Origin of the sequence: Pseudarthrobacter polychromogenes, from assembly GCF_014644495.1 — a bacterium.
GTDB classification, from domain to species: Bacteria; Actinomycetota; Actinomycetes; order Actinomycetales; family Micrococcaceae; genus Arthrobacter; species Arthrobacter polychromogenes.
The window spans coordinates 131,232-152,937 of sequence record NZ_BMKU01000002.1 but is presented as its reverse complement, the minus strand read 5'-3'; the positions used below and the strand labels follow the sequence as shown (position 1 = coordinate 152,937).

The following is a 21,706-nucleotide window of genomic DNA, read 5'->3' as shown; positions in this document are numbered from 1 at the left end:
TGGGCGATTAACGGGGGGATCTAACAGAAAGACTCGACGTACTCGTCACAGACCAGCGTAGTCGAGAGTGGTCCGGGTTACGGAAACCTATCCAGCGCCCGGACGTCATGATGGCGCGGCTATCCCTGGTGGTGCTGCTGGGGGACGCGCTGCTGGTAGCGCCGGACGGCGCCGCGCAGGGCACGCTCCGCATCGAATCCGCTGGCCCGGGCGGAATGCACGACGGCGAGCAGCAGCTCCCCGAGCTCTTCTTCCGTTCCGGGGACGGGAACGGCAGGCGGCAGGGCAACTCCGGCCCGTGCTGCCCGGTCGATGGATTTTTGTGCCCGGGCGAGTGCCGGAAGCGCCTGGGGAATCCCCGCGAACGGATCCTGCCGTTCCGGGCGCTCGGTGCGCTTCACGGCGTCCCACTTCTGCACGATTTCCTCCACGGTTGCGGGGAACGTGTCCTGCAGGGAACCGTCGCGACGGAAGACGTGGGGATTCCGGCGGACCATTTTGGCACTCAGGCCGCGTGCGACGTCGTCGAACGTGAAAGCGCCGCGTTCCTCGGCGAGCCGGGCGTGCAGCACCACCTGCAGCAGGACGTCGCCCAGCTCACCCAGCAGTTCGGCATCGTCGATTCCCTGGGCATTCACCGGTCCGGCCGCGTCCCGCTCTTCGGCGGGCGCGGCGGCCTCGATCGTTTCGGCCACTTCAAAGGCCTCTTCGAGAAGGTACTCCACCAGGGATGCGTGGGTGAGCGCCCCCATCCAGGGGCAGTGCTCCCGCAGGGCAGCAATCACATAGAGAAGCTCCTGCACCTCCCCTGCCGGGATGCTGCCCGCGTCCGGCTGGCTAGCCAAGGTTGGCGTAGGCGTCGTTGATGTACTCCACCAGGGCTTCCTTTTCCTCAAGCGGCAGGAAGGATGCTTCGGCCGCGTTGAGGGTCAGCTCCAGCAGGTCGTCGAGGTCGTAGTCGAAGGTTTCCACCAGGAGGTCGAACTCGTCCGTCAGCGTAACGCCGCTCATCAGCCGGTTGTCGGTGTTGATGGTGACGTTGAAGCCGAGCTGGTACAGCATGTCCAGGGGGTGGCTCTCGATACCCTCGCCGAAGCCGGCAATAGCGCCGGTCTGCAGGTTGGAGGACGGGCAGATTTCCAGGGCGATGCCGCGGTCCCGGATCCAGCTGGAGAGGTCCCCCAGCGTCACCAGGCCGACCGTGTCCTCGGCGTCGTCCTCGAACTCCACCATGATGTCCTCGGCGATCCGGACGCCGTGGCCCAGGCGGAGGGCGCGGCCGTCCACCAGCGCGGACTGGATGCTCTCCAGCCCTGCGGCCTCGCCGGCGTGGACGGTGGCGGGGAAGTTGTGCTGCGCAAGGTAGGTGAAGGCATCCCGGAAGCGGGAGGGAAGGAAGCCGTCCTCGGCTCCGGCGATATCGAAGCCCACGGCACCCTTGTTGCGGTGGCGGACGGCGAGTTCGGCGATCTCCTGGCCGCGGTCCGCGTGGCGCATGGCGGTGATGAGCTGGCCCACCTGGATTTCGCGCCCGCCCTCCCCCACGGCCTCGACGCCGGCTTCAAGGCCTTCCTGCACGGCCTCGACGGCTTCATCCAGTGAGAGGCCCTTCTGGAGATGCTGCTCGGGCGCCCACCGCACCTCGCCGTACACCACGCCGTCGTCAGCGAGGTCCTCAACGAACTCCTTGGCCACGCGGAACAGCCCCTCGTGGGTCTGCATCACGGCGACGGTGTGGTCAAAGGTTTCCAGGTAGCGGACCAGCGAACCCGAGTTTGCGGACTCGCGGAACCACTCGCCCAGCGCAACGGGATCGGTGGAAGGCAGCGTGTGCCCAACGGCTTCCGCCAGCTCGATGATGGTGGCCGGGCGCAGTCCTCCGTCCAGGTGGTCGTGGAGGGAGACCTTGGGCAAGTTCTTCAGGTCGAAATCGATGGCAGGGGCAGCGTCAACAATGGGCTCAGTCACGTTCCCACCTTAGGGTGGGCAGGAGCCCAAAGCCAGCCGCTACTTGGCTGCCGGTTCGCCGTCCCCGGCCGCGGAAGCAAAGTGCGCCGCGCTGCCGTTCTGTGGGCCGCGGGCGCCGGCCGGGCCGCCGTCGAGCCACCCGTCAACCTCCTGGGCGTCGTTGCGGGCGAGGTGCTTGTGCCACAGCCGGAGCACATGGTCCAGGAGGACTCCCAGCACGATAGCGAAGACCACCGCGATGCCGGCGCTGAGGAGCGGATTGTGGTGCAGCCACGGAAATGAACTGGCCAGGAGCCCAATGCCGATGGAGTAGCCCACCCAGGTGATGCAGGCGAAAGCGTCGAGCAGGAAGAAGCGGCGGTGCGGGAATCCTGTGCTGCCCGCAACGTAGTTGACGGCCACCCGGCCCCAGGGAATGTAGCGGGCGGTGAAGATCAGCACGGCGCCGCGCTTGTCCAGCTCGTAGCGGGCCCAACTGAAGGCCTTCTGGACTTTGGGGCGCCGCATCCATTTCCACCGCTTCAGGCCGATGCGCCTGCCCAGCATGAAGGCCATGTTGTCCCCGGCGATGGCTCCAACCAGGGCGGTGAAGCCCAGGATCCAGAGGTTCGGTTCACCACTGTGCCGGGAAAAGGCCGCCAGTGCCACGATCAGGGTTTCGCTGGGGACCACCATGGCGAAGCCGTCAACGAAGAAGAACACCAGCAGGAGCGGGTAGATCCACCACTGACCCGCTGCATGGAGCACGGCCTCATTAATAAACTCCACGCGGGTCTTGCTCCTATGCAATTTGGCGTGGCCGTCGGTGGCCCAGCCAGGCGGAAATCGTGTCTAAGTGTCCCATGGCCAGGGCGCCTTCGCTACGCCCCCACCTGCTGGAACAACGCTTCACCTACGCTTCGGGTTCCTTCATCCGCTCCACCATTGGCGGCCGCCGCCGAACGCGGTTGATGACCAGGTCCACCACGATCCCCAGTGCCACCGCGCACACAATGGCGATGACCGCCCCCAGCAGGTGGTTGTCCTCGAACCATTGGCCGAAGAACAGCCCGATCCCCACCGAGTACCCGGCCCAGAGGGTTGCTGAAAGAAGTGTCAGGCCCACGAAACGCAGGTGCGGATAGTGCGTTACGCCGGCGGTGAGGTTGACCGCCACCCTGCCGATCGGGACGAACCGCGCCACCAGGATCAGCGACGCCGGCCGCTTGCGCAGTTCCCTGCCGGCCCACCGGAAGGCGCTCTGCATCCGTGGCCCGCGCATCCACGACCAGCGCCGGGTACCCACCCGGCGGCCAATCAGGTAGGCGATGTTGTCACCCGAGAAGGCACCAAGCGCGGCCACCAGCATCAGCAGCCAGGGGTTGGGAACGTCGGCGGTGGCGGCGACTGCGGACAGGCCCACCACCACCGATTCGCTGGGAATGGGCGGAAAGAAGCCGTCAATGATGCAGCACGCAAGGACGACGAACAGCACCCAGGGCTGTCCGGCTGCGGCGAGGATGAAGTCATTGATGGCCTGCATGGATCCCTATGCTATTCGGTCGATGATCAACCGCTGTGCCGGCCTGGATCCCTCCGGTGCAATGACGACTGCATGTTCCAGCGCTTCCTTGGCCCGCGCAAACCGCTCCGGGGTGTCCGTGAGGAGGGTCATCAGCGGCTCCCCCGCCCGGACCAGGGCACCGGGCTTGGCATGCATCCGGACACCGGCGCCTGCCTGGACCGCGTCCTCCTTCCGGGCACGTCCGGCCCCGAGGCGCCAGGCTGCGACACCGACGGCGAGGGCGTCCAGTTCCACGAGCACCCCGTCCGCCGGGGCGTACACCACCTCGGACTCGCGGGCAACGGGCAGCTTGGCCCGGGGGTCGCCGCCCTGGGCTTCGATCATGCGGTTCCAGACGTCCATGGCACGGCCGTCCTTGAGCGCGGCGGCGGGATCGGCGTCGGTAACTCCCGCACAGGCGAGCATCTCCTCGGCGAGCCGCACGGTCAGCTCCACGACGTCGTCGGGACCGCCGCCGGCCAGCACCTCCACGGACTCCTCAACCTCGATGGCGTTGCCCGCCGTCAGTCCCAGCGGGGTGTCCATGTTGGTGAGCAACGCCACGGTGTTCACGCCCGCGTCCTTGCCCAGCGCCACCATGGTCTCGGCAAGCTCGCGTGCCCTGGCTTCATCCTTCATGAACGCGCCGCTGCCCACCTTGACGTCCAGGACCAGCGAACCGGTCCCTTCAGCGATTTTCTTGCTCATGATGGACGAGGCGATCAGGGGGATGGCCTCCACGGTGCCGGTGACATCCCGCAGCGCGTAAAGCTTCTTGTCAGCGGGCGCCAGGCCTGCACCGGCGGCGCAGATCACGGCGCCCACGTCCTGGAGCTGCGCCAGGATCTCTTCATTGCTGAGGGAAGCACGCCACCCCGGGATGGACTCGAGCTTGTCCAGCGTGCCGCCGGTGTGGCCAAGCCCCCGGCCCGAGAGCTGCGGAACAGCCACCCCGAAGACCGCCACAAGGGGCGCGAGCGGCAGGGTGATCTTGTCCCCCACACCGCCCGTTGAATGCTTGTCCGACGTGTACTTCAGGCCGCCGTCGGGCCTGCGCAGGCTGGAGAAGTCCATCCGCTCGCCGGAGGCGATCATCGCCGCCGTCCAGCGGGCAATCTCCGTGCGGTTCATGCCGTTGAGCAGGATGGCCATGTTCAGGGCCGCCATCTGCTCGTCGGCGATCGCACCGCGGGTGTAGGCGTCGATGGTCCAGTCGATCTGTTCCGGGCTCAGGGCACCTTTGTCCCGCTTTACGCGGATGATGTCGACGGCGTCGAACGGTTCGGCAATGTTGTCCACTGCGTGGGTCTGTGCCACCTTGTCAGTCACGGTGTTTCCTCCAGGTGTTGGGGACCAAAGGCGTCGGGCAACACCTGGTCCATCGTCTTGATGCCTTGGGTGGTCATGAGCTCCATGTCCGGAGCGCGGAACTCGTACAGCAGCTGCCGGCAGCGCCCGCAGGGCATCAGGATGTTGCCGTCCCCGTCCACGCAATAGAACGCGCGGAGCAGTCCGCCGCCGGTCATGTGCAGGTTGCCCACCAGCGCGCATTCGGCGCAGAGGGTGAGGCCGTAGCTGGCGTTCTCCACGTTGCAGCCGCTGACCAGCCGGCCGTCGCCGGTGAGGGCCGCGGCCCCCACCGGGAACTTCGAGTAGGGAACGTAGGCGTGCTGCATCGCCGCGACGGCGGCTGCCTCCAATGCTTCCCAGTCAACCGGCTGCACCTCGTCAGTGCCTGTAGCGCCGCGCACTTCTGCAGGTCCGTCCACGCCGTCAGCCCTTGACATACGGAATGCCGCTGGCCGCGGGTCCCCTGGATTTGCCCACCAGCCCCGCCACCGCCAGGACCGTCACCAGGTACGGGAGCATGGCCATGAACTGGCTGGGAACCGGCGTGCCGATAATGGTGACGATGCTCTGCAGGTTGTCAGCGAATCCGAACAGCAGCGCCGCGAAGAAGGCTCCGATCGGGTTCCACCGGCCAAAGATCAGGGCCGCCAGGGCAATAAAGCCGCGGCCGCCGGAAATCTCCTTGGTGAAGCTGTCGATGGCCACCAGTGTGAAGAAGGACCCGCCGATGCCGGCCACTGCCCCGCCCAGGGTGACGTTCCAGAACCGGGTGGCGTTGACGTTGATGCCCAGGGTGTCCGCGGCCTGCGGATGCTCGCCGACAGCCCGGACGCGCAGTCCCCACCGGGTCTTGAAGAGGCCCACCCAGACCACCAGGACGGCAATGTACATCAGGTAGCCCACCAGGGACTGGCGGAACAGGATGGGACCGATGACCGGGATGCTGGACAAGACGGGAACCTCGATGATGTCCAGCCCCGGCGGGGAGTTGAACTGCGCCTTGTTGGCCTGCATCACGGTGCTGAACAGGAAGCCTGTCACGCCGGAGACCAGCACGTTCAGGACCACGCCGACGATGATCTGGTTGACCAGGTACTTGATGCTGAACAGTGCCAGCACCATGGAAACCACGGCACCTGCCACGGCGGCGGCGAGCAGCCCGACGAAGGGGTTCTGCGTGATGCTGGCCACGATCGCGGCGGTGAACGCTCCGCCCAGCAGCTGGCCCTCGATGGCGATGTTCACCACGCCCACCCGTTCGCAGAGGACGCCGGACAGTGATCCGAACACCAGCGGAACGGCCAGGGTGACCGAACCGGCGATGAGCCCGGCCAGGGAGATGCTGGGGGTCCGGGCGCCGCCCACCACCCAGATGAGGAACGCGGCCACAAACAGGACGATAAACGCCACGGTGAGCCAGCCCGGGACGGGATTGTCCCTGGTCTTGAGGTAGATGGCGTAGGCCGCCAGTCCCAGCAGGAGGATGGACAGCACCAGGCCGCCCGCGAAGGCGTTCACCTGGATGGCCGGCAGCTGGAAGAAGTCGCTGCCCGTGGAGATCCCGAAGCTTGCGGTCTGGTTGGGTGCGAGCAGCCCGAAGAACACGAGGGCGATCAGCGCGAAGGCAGCCAGGAAAACCGGCGTCTTCCAACCCACCGGCTTGGCGGAGACAGTGGCGGCGGCAGCATCCTTGCCGGCGTTTCCGGGCTGCGGGTTGCCGGGCCTTGATGAGGATACTGTCGTGCTCATGCTGCACCTCCGGTGGTTGCTGCCTCGCGGGACTTGGCCGGGCGGGCGGGCTTCCGGCGGCGGGGGTTCAGGCCAAAGATGGCCCGGACCAGCGGCGGAGCCGCAATAAACAGGACAATCAGGGACTGGACCACCAGGACAATGTCGATAGGGGTTCCGGTCTGGATCTGCATCTGGACCGCTCCGGCGCGGAAGGCACCGAACAGCAGGCCCGCCGCGAAAGTGCCCCACGGCGTCGAGCGCCCCAGCAGGGCAACCGTGATGGCGTCAAAGCCGTACGTAGCGGCCACACCGTCGGTGAGGACTTTCTCCGTACCCGCCACCTGTGCCACGCCGGACATGCCGGCGAGGCCGCCGGCAAGGGCCATGACCAGGATGGTGGAGCGGGACACGTTGATGCCCGCAGTCTGCGCTGCCTTGGGGTTTGCCCCCACGGCACGGAACTCGAAGCCCACCGTGGAGCGGTTGAGGAGCCACCACACCAGGACGGTGGCCGCTATGGCCAGGAGGAAGCCAAGGTGGAGCCGGTACTGGCTGCCGAAGATCTGCGGATAGACGGCGGTGGGGTCCAGGATGGGCGAGATGGGGTTCGACTCCCCCGGCCGCTGGAAGGCGGGAGTGTTCAGGAGGTACCGCAGGAAATACAGCGCGATGTAGTTGAACATAATGGTCAGGATGACCTCGTGCGCGCCGGTGCGGGCTTTGAGGACGCCGACGAGTCCGCCCCAGAAGGCACCGCCGATGATGCCGGCCACCAGGACCAGGAGCAGGTGCAGGCCCATCGGCAGGTCGAGCGCGAACCCCACCCAGGCGGCCAGGATGCCGGCCACGATGATCTGGCCCTGTGCACCGATGTTGAAAAGACCCGCGCGGAAGGCCAGGGCAACGCCCAGGCCGGCCGTGATGAGTGGCGTGGCGATGGTGAGGGTTTCCATGAAGGGCGCGAACTGGGCTGCCACACCGTTGCCCCGCGGATTGAAGACCGAGCCCTGGAACAGGGCAATATAGGACCGTGTGGCCGCGTTCCAGACGGCCGCCAGGAAATCGGTGGGCCGGGCGAAGAAGTAGGTGGCCGTGGTGGCAACCTGCCTGTCCGTGCTGGCGATCAGCAGCCCGCCGATGATGAGGGCCAGCAGGACCGCAAGGACCGAGACCATGCCGCTGCCGGTAAAGATTTTCCGGAGCAGGGTGTCGGGACCGCCCGGGAGCTGGCCGCTCTGGGCCGTTGCAGGGACCGCCGACGGTTCCATGGCGCCGCCGGCGGTATCAACGGATACGAGCGCGGCGGTTTCCTCGGACGCGGGGGTGGGCTCCTGCGCCCGGCCGGCGGGCTCGCCTCCGGCGTGTTTGGGTGGGTGCTTTTCAGACATGGTCGCCTCCTTCGGCGTCGGAGGTGCTGATGGTGGTGGTGTCCGCGGCCTTTCCGGCCTGGGTGGTGTGGACATGTTCCTCCGGCGGGATGCCGGCCATCATGAGGCCCAGGACGTCGCGGCTGGTTCCGGCCGGGACCACACCCACGAGTTTGCCCTTGTAGAGCACGGCGATCCGGTCAGCCAGTTCCATAACCTCGTCCAGTTCGGTGGAGATGATCATCACCGGCGTGCCCTGGTCCCGTTCTGCCACAATCCGTTTGTGCAGGAACTCGATGGATCCCACATCCACGCCGCGGGTGGGCTGGGAGGCAATGAACAGGCGCAGCGGGCGGGACAGCTCGCGGGCCATCACCACTTTCTGCTGGTTGCCGCCGGACAGTGTTCCGGCGGCAAGTGCACCCGACGGGGTCCGGACATCGAACTCTTCAATCCGGGTCTTGGCGTTCTCCAGCACCCTGGCAGGACTCATGCTGATGCCCTTGGCGAAGGGAGGTTGGTCGTACCGGTCCAGGATCAGGTTCTCCGCGATGGAGAAGGTGCCGATCAGGCCGTCCACGGAGCGGTCTTCGGGGACGAATCCGACGCCGGCATTCAGTACCTCTTTGACGGTGCGGCCCAGGAGCTCCTGCCCGTCCAGCAGGATGGAACCGTGGACGCGTTCCTGGAGGCCGAGGATCGCCTCCGTCAGTTCCGTCTGGCCGTTGCCCTGCACGCCGGCTACCGCAAGGATTTCCCCGCGGGCAATGTCAAAGCTGAGACCGTCCACGACGTGCTGGCCGTTGGGGGCGATGACGGTGAGGTCCCGGACCTCGAACGTCTTCTCCTTGGGCTGTGCCGGGGCCTTGTCCAGGGTGAGGCTGACGGCGCGGCCAACCATCATGGACGCCAGTTCGGTGGTGGAAGCAGCCGGGTCAGCCGTCCCCACCACCTTGCCGCGCCGGATCACGGTAATGGTGTCCGAAACTGCCTTGACTTCCCGCAGCTTGTGCGAGATGAAGACGATGGACGTCCCGCCGGACTTGAGCTGCCGCATGATGTCCAGCAGTTCGTCGGTTTCCTGGGGTGTCAGGACGGCCGTGGGTTCGTCGAGGATGAGGACTTTGGCGTTGCGGACCAGTGCCTTGATGATTTCCACCCGCTGCTGGACGCCCACGGGCAGGTCCTCCACCAGGGCGTCCGGCTCAACGTCGAAGCCGTACTGATCGGAAATTTCCTTGATCCGGCGGCGCGTCTCGTCCAGGTTGAGGAAGCCGGCGGCCTTGGTGGGCTCCGCGCCGAGGGCCACGTTCTCCGCGACGGTGAAGACGGGGACCAGCATGAAGTGCTGGTGGACCATGCCGATGCCCGCCTCCATGGCGTCACCGGGCCCTCGGAAGGAGACGGGCTTGCCGTCGACGAGGATCTCGCCCTCGGACGGTTCATAAAGGCCGTACAGCACGTTCATGAGGGTGGATTTGCCGGCCCCGTTTTCACCCAGGAGACAGTGGATCTGTCCGGGCTCAACCACCACGTCGATGTGGTCGTTGGCAAGCAGGGTGCCGAAGCGTTTAGTGATCCCTCTGAGTTCAAGTTTCAAAACTCTGACCAATCTCGATGCGTCCAGTGATCGACCGGACGGGATATGTGGCTGCAGCACCAGCCTAGTGGGTGCAGTCCTGGTATAGGCGGGCTACGGTCCGGTGCGGGGCAGCCAGCAAAAAGCGCCACCGCCCGGCCAGTCGGTAACCGGCCGGGGGTGGCGCTCAGGCAGGGATCAGGCCTTCGGGCTTGCCTCGGATTCGACCTTCAGTTTCCCGTCGATGATGTCCTTCTTGATCTGCTCAAGCTCGGACTTCAGTTCTGCGGGGACCTGGGAGTCGAGGTCGTGGAACGGTGCCAGCTGGACGCCGTCGTTCTCCAGGGTGCCCACGTACGGGGTGTTGTCGAAGTTGCCTTCCTTGTCATCCTTCACCACGGCCTCCACGGCGTCGCCCATGGTCTTCATGACGGAGGACAGCATGATGTCCTTGTAGTCGGGGGCAGTGAGGTAGCCATCGGAGTCAACCCAGATCAGCTTGACGTCCTTGCCGGCAGCCTTGGCTTCCTTGAGCGCGGAACCGGCACCCTTGCCCACCGGACCTGCTACGGGCATCACGATGTCTGCGCCCTGGTCCAGGAAGTTCTGGGTGAGCTGCTTGCCGACGTCCTGCTTCTCGAAGTCGCCGGTGAAGCTGCCGTCCTGGGCTTCCTTGTTCCAGCCAAGGAGTTTGACGTCCTTGCCCTTCTGCTCGTTGTAGTACTTGACGCCGTCCGCGTAGCCGTCCATGAAGATCGTGACAGTGGGAAGCTTGATGCCGCCGAAAGTGGCAACCGTGCCGGTCTTGGTGGTGCCGGCTGCGAGGTACCCGGCGAGGAACGCGGCCTGGGCGGTGTCGTAGATGATCGGCTTGACGTTGGCGATCGGCGTCTCGTAACCGAAGTCGACAATCGCGAAGTGGCTGTCCGGGTTGGCCTCGGCCTGGGCCTTGGTGGCGTCGCCCAGCAGGAACCCCACCGTGACGGTGAGGTCGCAGCCGGCGCTGACCATGGCGCGCAGGTTCGGCTCGAAGTCGTTGTTAGTTTTGGATTCGACCTGGTTGACCTTGATGCCCAGGTCGGTCTCGGCCTTCTTCAGCCCTTCGTAGGAGGACTGGTTGAAGGACTGGTCATCGAACCCGCCGGAGTCGGAGACGATGCAGCCGGTGTAGTCGCTGGCTTCCGCCGTTGAGGTGCTTCCGGCTTCGGGTGCTGCGCCGCAGGCGGTCAACAGAAGCGCCGAAGCACCGAGGGTAGCCACGCCGGCCATTGAACCCCGCTTGAAACTTGCACGCAGTGAGTTCTTCAATTTTCCTCCAGGATGAAGAGAGAGGCGCTACGGCTCGAATTCAATGAGTGTCCGTTTCTGCACTGAAATTCTGTTTTCACTGAGGGCACGCAGCACTGCGCCGGAGCGCACTGATGGCACCAACTTTAGTGGCCTGCGCCACGTGCCCGTAGCACGGCGGCAGGGTATCCCGAAGATTGTTTACAAGTTGTTACCAACCAGTAGGGGGCGCCGCGTGAAAGCGGTGCCCCTCCTGGTTGTGCGGGCCGGTCAGGCTTAGAGCCGGACCAGCATTTTTCCGGTGTTGGCACCGTCGAGGAGGTCCATGAAGGCCTGCGGAGCGTTGTCCAGGCCCTCCACGATGGTCTCGTCGTAGCGGACAATGCCGTCGGCCAGCCAGCCCGCCATCTTCCCGGCGAACTCCGCGGCGTGCTGCCGCTGGCCGCCCACCAGGAACCCCTTAAGGGTGAGCTGCTTGCCGATGGCGAGCATCAGGTTGCGGGGCGCCGGGGTCGGCTCGGTGGAGTTGTACTGGGCGATGGCGCCGCACATGGCCACGCGTCCGCCCACGTTGAGGACGGCCAGGGCGGCTTCAAGGTGTTCCCCGCCCACGTTGTCGAAGTACACGTCGATTCCGCCTGGGCCCGCGGCCTTTTCCAGCTGCTCCCGCACGGGGCCGTCGTGATAGTCGAAGGCTGCGTCAAAGCCGAGCTCCAGCAGCCGGGCCACCTTGGCGGGCGAGCCTGCCGAGCCGATGACGCGCGAAGCGCCCATGGCCTTGGCAATCTGGCCCACCAGGGAGCCAACGGCTCCGGCCGCCCCGGAGACGAATACCGCATCTCCCGGCGCGAAGTCCGCAACTTTCAGCAGTCCTGCATAGGCCGTGAGCCCGGTCATGCCCAGGGCGCCCAGGAATGCGGACGCCGGCGCCAGCCCGGTGTCGGCGGTGGTGGCCGCAGCCCCCTCAACCACAGCGTGCTCCCGCCAGCCAAGGGCGTGCACGACGACGTCCCCTTCCTTGTGCTGCCCGGAGCGGGACGCCAGCACCTCGCCCACCGCGCCGCCGTCGAGCGCTTTATCCAGGGCGAACGGGGCGGAGTAGGACTTCACGTCATTCATGCGGCCGCGCATGTAGGGATCGACGGAGATGAACAGGTTCCGGACCAGGATCTGGCCGTCGCCAAGTTCCGGCAGCGAGGACTCGGCCAGCCGGAAATTCTCGGGAACGGGGCGGCCCACGGGCCGGGAAGCCAGCTGGATTTCGCGGGTTACGGATGGGAGGCTCATGCGGCGAACTCCAGGATCTTGATGTCTACGGGAATGTTGCCTCGGGTGGCGTTGGAGTACGGGCAGATCTGGTGGGCTTTGGCGACCAGCGCCTCCGCGGTGGCCAGGTCCAGGGCGGGCAGCGCAATCTCCAGCTCCGCGGCAAGCCCAAAGCCGGCGCCGTCCAGCTGGCCCAGGTGGACCTTCGCGGCTACGGCGGAGTCGGTCAGGTCGGCCCGTTCCTTGCGGCCTACCAGCCGGAGGGCCGAGTGGAAGCAGGCCGCATATCCGGCGGCGAAGAGCTGCTCAGGGTTGGTTCCCTGGCCGTTTCCGCCAAGTTCGACGGGACTGGACAGGGTGACGTCCAGCTTGCCGTCATTGGTCCGCGCGGTGCCGTCGCGTCCTTCGCCCGAGGCGAGGGCCTCGGCAGTGTAAAGAGTTTTCACGGGTTGTATCCGTCCTGTTGGTGGGATGAAAAGTTTCGGACCGGTGCCATCAGTGCGCGTCGTGCAGCGCGGCGGTCAGGCGCCCAAGCGTGTGGCGCAGCTGGTCAAGCTCCTCCGCGGTGAGCCCCGCCGCCTGCGCGAGCCGCTGCGGCAGGGCACCTGCCTTGCTGCTCAGCTCCCGCCCCGCGGGGGTGAGGTGGATGGCGACGCGGCGCTCGTCCTCGCCTGAACGGCGGCGCTCACACAGCCCCAGGGCCTCCAGCCGCTTCAGCAGCGGCGACAGGGTGCCGGAGTCCAGGCCGAGCTCTTCGCCGATCTCCTTGACGCCGCGGGGTTCGTTTTCCCACAGCACCAGCATCACGAGGTATTGGGGATAGGTCAGGCCCAGCTCCTCGAGGACCGGGCGGTACACCGCGGTGGCGGCCCGGGAGGCGGAGTAGAGCGCGAAGCAGACCTGGTGGTCCAGCCTGGGTGCATCGGTCATGGAGAAAACGATAGTACACAAGTAAGTTGTGCACAACTTAGATGGGGATGCGAACAGTTTGGCGTGGGGTGAAAGCCCGACGACGGCGGGCGGCGCGGGCCTACCGGTGGCGGATGGTGCGCAGCGCCGCTGCGGTCAGGACCCGGATCCCCAGGCCGAGGGCCTGCTCGTCCACGATGTAGTCGCCGCGGTGCAGGTCGTACTCCTCGCCGCCGGGCGTCTTGGTGCCCAGCCGCATCATGGCGCCGGGAAGTTCGGCGAGGAACCAGGCGAAGTCCTCCCCGCCCATGGACTGCGGCGTCAGGACCACGGCGCTTTCGCCGATTTCGGCGCGGGCGGCGGCCTCAATGATGGCGGTTTCGTGTTCAGAGTTGACTACCGGGGGAACTCCCCTGGTGTGCTCGAGCCGGACGTCAACGCCGTAGGGTGCCGCGACCTGGTGGACCACCTCGTCCAGCAGTTCGCCGGCCTCGTGCCAGGCATCGCGGTCCAGGCAGCGCATGGTTCCGGCCATGTAGCCGGTGCCGGGAATTGCGTTGGGTGCGGATCCTGCGGAGATCTGCCCCCAGACCACGGAGACTCCGCTGCGGACATCCACCCGGCGCGAGAGGACTGCTGGCACGTTGACCGCGATCTGCGCCAGTGCGAACACCAGCTCTTCGGTCAGGTGCGGACGGGAGGTGTGCCCGCCGCGCCCGGACAGTTCGATGCGGATGGTGTCGGACGCTGAGGTAATGGCGCCGATGCGGGTGCCGATCTTGCCCACCTCGATCCGTGGATCGCAGTGCAGTGCCAGGATCCGGGGAACGCCCTCCAGCACGCCCTGTTCGATGCAGGCGTGGGCGCCGCCGGGCATGGTTTCCTCGGCGGGCTGGAAGATGATGCGGACCGTGGCGCCCAGCGGCTCTTCCTGGTGCATCCGGTGCAGCACCAGGGCGATGCCCAGCATGGTGGTGGTATGGACATCATGGCCGCAGGCGTGGGTGACACCATGATTCTTCGAGGCGAAGGGCAGGCCTGTTTCCTCAATGATGGGCAGGGCGTCGATGTCACCGCGGAGAGCCGTGGCGATAGGCCCCTCCCCCACGTCCACCGTGAGGCCGGTTCCCTCAAGGCGGCGGGGCGCGAGTCCGGCAGCCTCGAGCCGCTCCGCCAGCTTGTCCGTGGTGCGGAACTCCTTGAAGGACAGTTCCGGATGCGCGTGCAGGTCCCGCCGGAAGTCGATCAGTTCCGGCAGGAGGGGCTCGAGCCAGGGAGCCACCAGGTCGGTGGGCTCGGCTTCAGTAGTGTAATTGCGCACTGTTTCACTCTAGCGAGGGTCAGCTGATTACCGGCCATCACGGTCGCAGGATTACATCAAAGGACGTCGGTGTCTCCGCTGGCCTTGAGGGCGTCCACTGCGGCCTTGACCCGCTGCGAGTTTGCCATGGTGGTCACCAGGAGCGCGTCCGGCGTGTCAACGATGACGACGTCCTGGATTCCGATCAGGGCAATGACGCGCTTGGTGTCGGTAACCACCACACCGCTGGAATTTTCCGTGAAAACGCGTGCGCCTTCGCCCAGCACCGTGACGTCATCCACTTCCTTGGCACTGTTGAGCCGGCCCACGGAGGCGAAGTCCCCGACGTCGTCCCAGCGGAAGGAACCGGGCACGACGGCGACGTCCCCGGCTTCGGCGGCAGGCTCGGCCACCGCGTAGTCGATGGCGATCTTGGGCAGGGTGGGCCACACCCGGGCGGTGACCTCGTCGCGGGCGGGGGTGTCCCAGGCCTGGGCGATCTCCTGCAGGCCCCGGAACAGTTCGGGCTGGTTGGCTTCCAGGTGCTTGAGCAGCAGCGCCACCGGCGCCACGAACATCCCGGCGTTCCAGACGTAGTTGCCGCTGTCCACGTACTGCTGGGCCACTTCCTCGTCCGGCTTTTCCACGAACTCCACCACGTCAAGGGCACTGGGTGCGCCATCGATGTGCAGTTCCTGGCCGGACCGGATGTAGCCGAACCCGGTGGAGGGGTGGGTGGGCTTGATGCCGATGGTCACGATCTTGCCGGCCGCGGCCGTGTGGATGGCCTCCCGGACGGCCTGCTGGAAGAGGTTGTCCGGGCTGATCACCTGGTCGGCCGCGAAAGAACCCATGATGGTGTCCGGGTCGCGTTCGTGCAGGATTGCAGCGGCAAGGCCGATCGCGGCCGCGGAGTCCTTAGGCTCGGATTCGAGGACGAGGTCCGAATCCTGGACTTCGGGAAGCTGCCGGCACACGGCGTCCCGGTGGGCCTTTCCGGTTACCACCAGCACCTTGCTTCCGGCCAGCGGCTGCAGCCGGTCATAGGTGGCGCGCAGGAGTGTACTGCCCGATCCGGTGAGGTCGTGAAGGAATTTGGGAGCTGCGGCGCGTGACAGGGGCCAGAGGCGGGTCCCCACACCGCCGGCCGGGATCACCGCAATGAAGCGGTCAAGGGGTGATGCCGGGCTTGTCACTTTGTCTGTACTCATCACCGCCTACTTTAGCGGAACCCCGGCGCGCCGCCTTCGGAGGCAGTTTCCGCCCCTGGGTCCGCACGAACACCGGCAGGACAGCAGCCCTGCACGCCGCACCCGCTGGCGGGCAGTGTGTCCTTTGTCTCATAAATTAGGAAGATCCGCGCCACTGCTGGTCACCAAGGAGCTCCTAAATTGAATAAGCTGTGAGCGGAGCCTAAATTTAGGCCTGAGCTACGAGTGCTCTCGCAGCAGGCGTTCCCCCCGCGTGGATCTCATGCCAGCGCCGCTGTGTTGCAGGGAGGTTTATCAGTGCCGACAAAACCAGCTGGCACCTTGTACCGCGGCCGTGAAGGCATGTGGTCTTGGGTAGGACACCGCATTACCGGTGTAGTGATCTTTTTCTTCTTGTTGGTCCACGTTTTGGACACCTCCTTGGTGCGGGTGTCTCCCGAGGCTTACACCGCCGTGATCGGTGCGTACAAGAACCCCCTTATGGCCCTGGGCGAGACCGGCCTTGTTGCCGCCATTGTTTTCCACGCGTTCAACGGCCTGCGCATCATCGCGGTTGACTTCTGGAAGAAGGGCGCCAAGTACCAGCGGCAGATGCTCTGGGCAGTCCTGGGCCTCTGGCTGGTCACCATGGTCGCCTTCTCCATCCGCCACCTGTCCCTCGCCCTGGGAGGTCACTAATCCATGAGTGCAACCATCGAAAACCCACGCAGTGGACAAAACAGCAGTGGGCGGATCGCACCCGAGTACCGCCGCCACGGCGGCAGCAAGGGCAACTTCGAGATGATCGCATGGCTCTTCATGCGCCTCTCCGGTGTGGTCCTGGTGGTGCTCATCTTCGGGCACCTCTTCGTGAACCTCCTGGTAGGTGAAGGCATCAAGGCCATCGACTTCGGCTTTGTGGCCGGCAAGTGGGCCGATCCGTTCTGGCAGTTCTGGGACCTTGCAATGCTGTGGCTGGCCATGCTCCACGGAACCAACGGTGTGCGCACCATCATCAACGACTACGCCGAAAAGGACTCAACCCGCCGCTGGCTGAAGACGGTCCTCTACTCGGCCACCGCCGTCATCATCGTCCTGGGCACCCTGGTGATCTTCACCTTCGATCCCTGCCCCGTCGTTGACGGTGTGCCCCTGCCTGGCGGTTTCTGCCCTGCCTAGCACCGGCACCACCTCGGGCCCGCGGGCATCTCCGCGGGCCCTGTTTTGCGGAGCAGGCAACGCCCGCCCGTTGTTTTATAGCGAATTTTGAGAGAAAGAGCGTCTGGTATGCAGGTCCATAAGTACGACGTCGTCATCGTCGGTGCCGGTGGCGCTGGCATGCGCGCCGCGATCGAATCCGGTCAGCGCGCGCGCACAGCAGTACTGACCAAGCTCTACCCCACCCGCTCGCACACAGGTGCCGCGCAGGGTGGCATGTGTGCAGCACTCGCCAACGTCGAGGAAGACAACTGGGAGTGGCACACGTTCGACACCGTCAAGGGCGGCGACTACCTGGTTGACCAGGACGCCGCGGAGGTCATGGCAAAGGAAGCCATCGACGCCGTGCTGGACCTCGAGAAGATGGGCCTGCCGTTCAACCGCACGCCCGAGGGCCGGATTGACCAGCGCCGCTTCGGCGGACACACCCGCGACCACGGCAAGGCCCCCGTGCGCCGTGCCTGCTACGCCGCGGACCGCACCGGCCACATGATCCTGCAGACCCTGTACCAGAACTGCGTCAAGCACAACGTCGAGTTCTACAACGAGTACTACGTCCTGGACCTGCTGACGGTTGAGGAGGATGCTGTCCGCGAGGACGGCACGACCTACAAGCAGAAGCGTGTTGCCGGCGTCGTGTCCTACGACCTCGCCTCCGGGGAACTTCACGTCTTCCAGGCCAAGTCCGTGGTGTTCGCCTCCGGCGGCGCAGGCAAGGTCTTCAAGACCACTTCCAATGCCCACACCCTCACCGGTGACGGCATGGGCATCGCCTTCCGCCGCGGCATCCCCCTGGAGGACATGGAATTCTTCCAGTTCCACCCGACAGGCCTCGCGGGCCTCGGCATCCTGCTGTCCGAAGCTGCCCGTGGCGAGGGTGCCATCCTCCGCAACTCGGAGGGTGAGCGCTTCATGGAGCGCTACGCCCCCACCATCAAGGACCTGGCGCCCCGCGACATCGTTGCCCGTTCCATGGCCAACGAGGTCCGTGAAGGCCGCGGCTGCGGCCCCAACAAGGACTACGTCCTCCTGGACCTGACGCACCTGGAGCCGGCGCACATCGATGCCAAGCTGCCGGACATCACCGAGTTCGCCCGCACCTACCTCGGCGTCGAGCCGTACACGGAGCCGGTTCCCGTGTTCCCGACTGCCCACTACGCCATGGGCGGCATCCCCACCAACATCACCACCGAGGTCCTGCAGGACAACGACACCGTGGTTCCCGGACTGTATGCAGCCGGCGAAGTGGCCTGCGTATCGGTGCACGGCTCAAACCGCCTGGGCACCAACTCGCTGCTGGACATCAACGTGTTCGGCAAGCGCGCCGGCATCGCGGCGGCCGAGTACGCCAAGACGGCCGACTTCGTGGAACTGCCGGAGAACCCGCTGGCCTACACCACCGAACTGCTGGACATTGCCCGCAACGGCACCGGCGACGAAAAGGTGGCCGTGATCCGCAAGGAACTCCAGGACACCATGGACGCCAACATGCAGGTGTTCCGCACGGCGGAAACCTTGAACCAGGTCCTGCGCGACATCGCCTCCTTCGAGGAGCGGTACAGGCGGATCAACGTCCAGGACAAGGGCAAGCGCTTCAACCTTGACCTGCTCGAAGCCGTTGAGCTCGGCTTCCTGCTGGAACTGGCCAAGGTGATGACCGTTGCAGCCCTCTACCGTGAGGAATCCCGCGGCGGACACTTCCGTGAGGATTTCCCGGACCGCAACGACGAAAAATTCATGAAGCACTCCATGGCGTACAAGGATGACCACGCGCCGGCAGACGGATCGGCAGAGTCAATCGCCGGCATCCGCCTGGCCACCAAACCGGTCGTCTTTACCCGCTACGAGCCGATGGTGAGGAAGTACTAAGATGTCAGCTGAACTTGCTGAGCCAGCCTCAAAGATTGAACTGCCTGCCGGCGTCGGCGGTGGCGGTGAGATCCCCACGTTCGATGTGCACCTGCGCGTCCGCCGGTACAACCCGGAGGTTTCCGAGGAAGCCACCTGGGACGACTTCCACCTGACCATGTACGGCACGGACCGCGTCCTGGATGCCCTGCACAAGGTCAAGTGGGAAACGGACGGCACCCTCTCCTTCCGCCGGTCCTGTGCGCACGGCGTCTGTGGCTCCGATGCCATGCGCATCAACGGCCGCAACCGCCTCGCCTGCAAGACCCTGCTGAAGGACCTGGACACGTCCAAGCCCATCACGGTCGAGCCGATCAAGGGCCTTCCGGTGGAGAAAGACCTGATCGTGGACATGGAACCGTTCTTCCAGTCGTTCCGCGAGGTCATGCCCTTCCTGGTCAACAAGGGCCACGAGCCCACCCGGGAGCGCCTGCAGTCCGCCGAGGATCGTGAGCGTTTCGATGACACCACCAAGTGCATCCTCTGCGCCGCGTGCACGTCGTCCTGCCCGGTGTTCTGGACCGACGGCCAGTACTTCGGTCCTGCCGCGATCGTCAACGCCCACCGCTTTATCTTCGACTCGCGTGATGACGCCGGCGACATGCGCCTGGAGATCCTCAACGACAAGGAAGGCGTGTGGCGCTGCCGCACCACCTTCAACTGCTCCGAAGCATGCCCGCGCGGCATCCAGGTGACCCAGGCCATCGCCGAGGTCAAGCAGGCAATTCTCTCCCGCAAGATCTGACCACACGGATCCAGCGGACGACGGCGCCCCTCCCCACTGCGGGGATGCGGCGCCGTCGTTGTTTCTCCCCACCCGCCCCCTGACCTCGCAGGCTCGGCCAGGGAACCCGGCGGGCGTGGGCCCACAGCCATTTGTACCAAACGAAAGGGGACGCCGTGTCCCGCTCCGAAAAGTCACCTTCGAAGGCTCCACCGGCGAAACGCTGTCCGGCATCATCGATATCCCGGAAGGGCCGGTCAAGGGCTGGGGCGTTTTTTCGCACGGCTTCACGCTCGGCAAGGACAGCCCCTCCGCCTCGCGGATGTGCAAGGCGCTGGCGGACAGTGGCGTGGGCATGCTGAGGTTCGACAACCTGGGCCTGGGCGGATCCGCCGGTGAGTGGTCCGCGGGATCGTTCAGCCACAAGGTGGCGGACACCGTCAAGGCTGCTGAGTTCATGCGCGCCGAGGGGAAGCAGATTTCCCTGCTCGTGGGCCATTCTTTCGGCGGCGCGGCCGTCCTGGCTGCGGCGCGGGAGATCCCGGAGCTCGACGCCGTAGCTACCGTTGGCGCCCCCTTCTCGCCGAAGCACGTGGCACACGTCTTTGACGCAGCCCTGGACAAGATCCTGAGTGAGGGCAGCGCCGAAGTGGACCTTGGCGGGAAGCGGGTGGAGATCCGCAAGCACTTCGTGGAAGACCTGGAGAACGCGGACCTGACGGATTGCATCAAGCAGCTGCAGAAGCCGCTGATGGTGCTCCACTCCCCCACGGACAACACCGTGGGGATCGAGAATGCCAGCACCATCTTCCAGGCAGCCCGCCACCCCAGGAACTTCGTCTCCCTCGAGGGAAGCGACCACCTCCTCACCGGAAAGGGCCAGGCGGCGCGGGCTGCCCGGATCATCGCCGCCTGGGCCGACCAGTACCTCGACGCCGGGCAGTAATCGGTTGCTGGGTGCCGCCTCCTGCCCGGCTCCGGTGCCTACTTGCCGATTGCGGCATTGCTTTCGCTGATCCACTGCTCGGCAGCCTTCTCGGGCGAGAGCCGCTTGAAGAGGACGTCGGTGTTCATGCGGGCGGTGATCTCGGAGACTGCCGTTGATCCGGTGGGTCCGATGTAGGTAGGGGCGAAGTCCATTTTGCCAATCTGGTCGATGTACCCCGCCTCCACCTTCCCCTGCGGCGTCAACAGGTCCTGGATGGCGGTGCGCATGCCGGAATTGCTGGGGACGCCACGGTCGCTCTGGATGATTTTGGCGGCGGACTCGTCGTTGACCAGGAAGTCCACAAGCTTTGCCGCAGCCTCGGTGTGCTTGCTGCGGGCCGAGATGGTGTAGAACTGCGATGACTGGAGCCAGATGCCCGCGGTGGGCGTTTCGCCGGGGAGTTTGAGCAGCTTCAGGTCGGCGCCGGAAGCCTTGCTGAGCGCGGACAGCGAATTGCTCCAGGTGAGCATCATGCCCGCCTGGCCCATGCCCATCAGGGTCTGTTCGGTGCTGACGTTCAACTTCTCCACCGTTTCGGACGCATTTGGTGCCGCCCCGGACTCGCTCAGTTTCAACGAGTAGTCGAAGTAGTCCTGCACAGTGTCCTTGCCCAGGCCCAGCTGGCCGTCCTGTGTGTAGAGCGATTCACCGCGCTGGCGGGCAAAGGCATCCAGCGAATCGTGGGTGAGGACGGTGGCCGTTCCGTAGGTCCCCTTGGGGCTCTTGGCCGTCACGTCCGCGGCGGTCTTCGCGAAGTCGTCCCAGCCCCACGTACTGTCATCCGGAAGCGGCACCCCGGCTGCGGCGAATACAGCGGGATTGATAACAATGGCGAGGGCGTTGGCGCCGGTGGAAACCCCGTATTGCGTGCCCTGGACCTGGCCGTTTTCCAGGGCTCCCGGGTCCATTGTGGACAGGTCCAGCGACCCGCCGACCTTGGACAGATCAAGCAGTGCGCCGCGGTTGGCATACTCGGCGGGATAGGCCCCGCCCATGGTGATGACGTCGGGAGCGTCGTTGGCGGCCACCTGCGTGGCCAGTTTGTCAAAGTAGCCGCTGATATCGCCGTATTCGGGTTTAACCTTGATGTCCGGGTTGGCGGCCTCGAATTCCGCGATGGCCCTGGTGGTCAGCTGCGCACGCCCCTCATTGCCCCACCAGGAGAAACGTATTTCAACGGGCCCGTCCTGCGCTTCGTCGGACGGCGCACTGGAACAGGCTGCGGTAAGGCTCACCAGACTTACCGCAGCGATGACTGCAACTGATTTACGCAATGACCGGAAAAGGCTACGCTCCATTGGGTATGCTTCCTTCTGGCATCAGAAAACGGTTTCGTGAAACGTATCAAGATGCTGCCGAAGCGTCAACGCCAGGAAGA

The 21,706-nt window shown here is 65.5% G+C and carries 21 protein-coding genes; 5 read left to right on the top strand and 16 right to left on the bottom strand.

What is annotated here, in order from left to right:
• Positions 1–119 precede the first annotated feature (119 nt).
• The 15 genes from IEX43_RS03985 to IEX43_RS03915 all read right to left on the bottom strand — a co-directional run bounded on the left by IEX43_RS03985 (position 120) and on the right by IEX43_RS03915 (position 15,511).
• Positions 120–845, bottom strand: coding sequence for a MazG nucleotide pyrophosphohydrolase domain-containing protein (locus IEX43_RS03985; protein ID WP_377102729.1), 726 nt, complete (start codon positions 843–845; stop codon positions 120–122).
• Positions 838–1,968 (bottom strand): adenosine deaminase, encoded by a 1,131-nt coding sequence (locus IEX43_RS03980; RefSeq protein ID WP_188809183.1) that lies wholly within the window; start codon positions 1,966–1,968, stop codon positions 838–840. The genes IEX43_RS03985 and IEX43_RS03980 overlap by 8 nt, the downstream gene beginning before the upstream one ends.
• Before the next feature lie 39 nt (positions 1,969–2,007).
• Positions 2,008–2,736 (bottom strand): DedA family protein, encoded by a 729-nt coding sequence (locus IEX43_RS03975; RefSeq protein ID WP_104185400.1) that lies wholly within the window; start codon positions 2,734–2,736, stop codon positions 2,008–2,010.
• A 124-nt stretch (positions 2,737–2,860) separates the two neighbouring features.
• Entirely contained in the window at positions 2,861–3,490 is a 630-nt protein-coding gene (locus IEX43_RS03970) for a DedA family protein (protein WP_188809182.1), read from the bottom strand.
• A gap of 6 nt (positions 3,491–3,496) precedes the next feature.
• Positions 3,497–4,840: a thymidine phosphorylase gene (locus tag IEX43_RS03965; protein ID WP_229666307.1), complete on the bottom strand. Its 1,344-nt coding sequence runs from the start codon at positions 4,838–4,840 to the stop codon at positions 3,497–3,499.
• The gene (locus tag IEX43_RS03960; RefSeq protein ID WP_268238346.1) at positions 4,837–5,280 is read right to left on the bottom strand and encodes a cytidine deaminase; all 444 of its coding nucleotides are present in this window, start codon (positions 5,278–5,280) and stop codon (positions 4,837–4,839) included. Before IEX43_RS03960 ends, IEX43_RS03965 begins: the two co-directional genes overlap by 4 nt.
• A gap of 4 nt (positions 5,281–5,284) precedes the next feature.
• Positions 5,285–6,610 carry an ABC transporter permease gene (locus IEX43_RS03955; RefSeq protein WP_188809181.1) on the bottom strand — a complete coding sequence of 442 codons (1,326 nt, stop codon included), beginning with the start codon at positions 6,608–6,610 and terminating at the stop codon, positions 5,285–5,287.
• Positions 6,607–7,980 carry an ABC transporter permease gene (locus IEX43_RS03950; RefSeq protein WP_188809180.1) on the bottom strand — a complete coding sequence of 458 codons (1,374 nt, stop codon included), beginning with the start codon at positions 7,978–7,980 and terminating at the stop codon, positions 6,607–6,609. Before IEX43_RS03950 ends, IEX43_RS03955 begins: the two co-directional genes overlap by 4 nt.
• The gene (locus IEX43_RS03945; RefSeq protein WP_188809179.1) at positions 7,973–9,559 is read right to left on the bottom strand and encodes an ABC transporter ATP-binding protein; all 1,587 of its coding nucleotides are present in this window, start codon (positions 9,557–9,559) and stop codon (positions 7,973–7,975) included. The genes IEX43_RS03950 and IEX43_RS03945 overlap by 8 nt, the downstream gene beginning before the upstream one ends.
• Before the next feature lie 177 nt (positions 9,560–9,736).
• The gene (locus IEX43_RS03940) at positions 9,737–10,846 is read right to left on the bottom strand and encodes a BMP family lipoprotein (protein ID WP_425566370.1); all 1,110 of its coding nucleotides are present in this window, start codon (positions 10,844–10,846) and stop codon (positions 9,737–9,739) included.
• A gap of 255 nt (positions 10,847–11,101) precedes the next feature.
• Positions 11,102–12,112 carry an NADP-dependent oxidoreductase gene (locus IEX43_RS03935; RefSeq protein ID WP_188809178.1) on the bottom strand — a complete coding sequence of 337 codons (1,011 nt, stop codon included), beginning with the start codon at positions 12,110–12,112 and terminating at the stop codon, positions 11,102–11,104.
• A complete protein-coding gene (locus tag IEX43_RS03930) occupies positions 12,109–12,537 on the bottom strand; it encodes an organic hydroperoxide resistance protein (RefSeq protein ID WP_188809177.1) in 429 nt (142 codons plus the stop codon). The genes IEX43_RS03935 and IEX43_RS03930 overlap by 4 nt, the downstream gene beginning before the upstream one ends.
• A 49-nt stretch (positions 12,538–12,586) precedes the next feature.
• Complete coding sequence (locus IEX43_RS03925; RefSeq protein ID WP_188809176.1) at positions 12,587–13,021, bottom strand: MarR family winged helix-turn-helix transcriptional regulator; 435 nt, start codon at positions 13,019–13,021, stop codon at positions 12,587–12,589.
• 100 nt (positions 13,022–13,121) lie between these two features.
• Positions 13,122–14,321 (bottom strand): amidohydrolase, encoded by a 1,200-nt coding sequence (locus IEX43_RS03920; RefSeq protein ID WP_104185409.1) that lies wholly within the window; start codon positions 14,319–14,321, stop codon positions 13,122–13,124.
• Between the two features lie 56 nt (positions 14,322–14,377).
• The gene (locus IEX43_RS03915) at positions 14,378–15,511 is read right to left on the bottom strand and encodes a mannose-1-phosphate guanylyltransferase (RefSeq protein ID WP_188809175.1); all 1,134 of its coding nucleotides are present in this window, start codon (positions 15,509–15,511) and stop codon (positions 14,378–14,380) included.
• A 297-nt stretch (positions 15,512–15,808) separates the two neighbouring features.
• Between IEX43_RS03915 and sdhC the strand changes: the two genes are divergently transcribed.
• The 5 genes from sdhC (at position 15,809) to IEX43_RS03890 (ending at position 20,286) form a co-directional block, all read left to right on the top strand.
• Complete coding sequence (gene sdhC / locus IEX43_RS03910) at positions 15,809–16,189, top strand: succinate dehydrogenase, cytochrome b556 subunit (RefSeq protein WP_074446982.1); 381 nt, start codon at positions 15,809–15,811, stop codon at positions 16,187–16,189.
• A gap of 3 nt (positions 16,190–16,192) precedes the next feature.
• Positions 16,193–16,669 (top strand): succinate dehydrogenase hydrophobic membrane anchor subunit, encoded by a 477-nt coding sequence (locus IEX43_RS03905; RefSeq protein ID WP_188809174.1) that lies wholly within the window; start codon positions 16,193–16,195, stop codon positions 16,667–16,669.
• A gap of 108 nt (positions 16,670–16,777) precedes the next feature.
• On the top strand, positions 16,778–18,577 hold the full coding sequence (gene sdhA / locus IEX43_RS03900) for a succinate dehydrogenase flavoprotein subunit (RefSeq protein ID WP_188809173.1): 1,800 nt from the start codon (positions 16,778–16,780) through the stop codon (positions 18,575–18,577).
• Position 18,578: 1 nt separating this feature from the next.
• Entirely contained in the window at positions 18,579–19,361 is a 783-nt protein-coding gene (locus IEX43_RS03895; protein ID WP_066274343.1) for a succinate dehydrogenase iron-sulfur subunit, read from the top strand.
• 115 nt (positions 19,362–19,476) lie between these two features.
• On the top strand, positions 19,477–20,286 hold the full coding sequence (locus IEX43_RS03890) for an alpha/beta hydrolase family protein (RefSeq protein WP_188809172.1): 810 nt from the start codon (positions 19,477–19,479) through the stop codon (positions 20,284–20,286).
• 38 nt (positions 20,287–20,324) lie between these two features.
• Here the strand turns inward: IEX43_RS03890 and IEX43_RS03885 are convergent, their stop codons facing one another.
• Entirely contained in the window at positions 20,325–21,626 is a 1,302-nt protein-coding gene (locus tag IEX43_RS03885) for an ABC transporter substrate-binding protein (protein WP_188809171.1), read from the bottom strand.
• Positions 21,627–21,706: the final 80 nt, after the last annotated feature.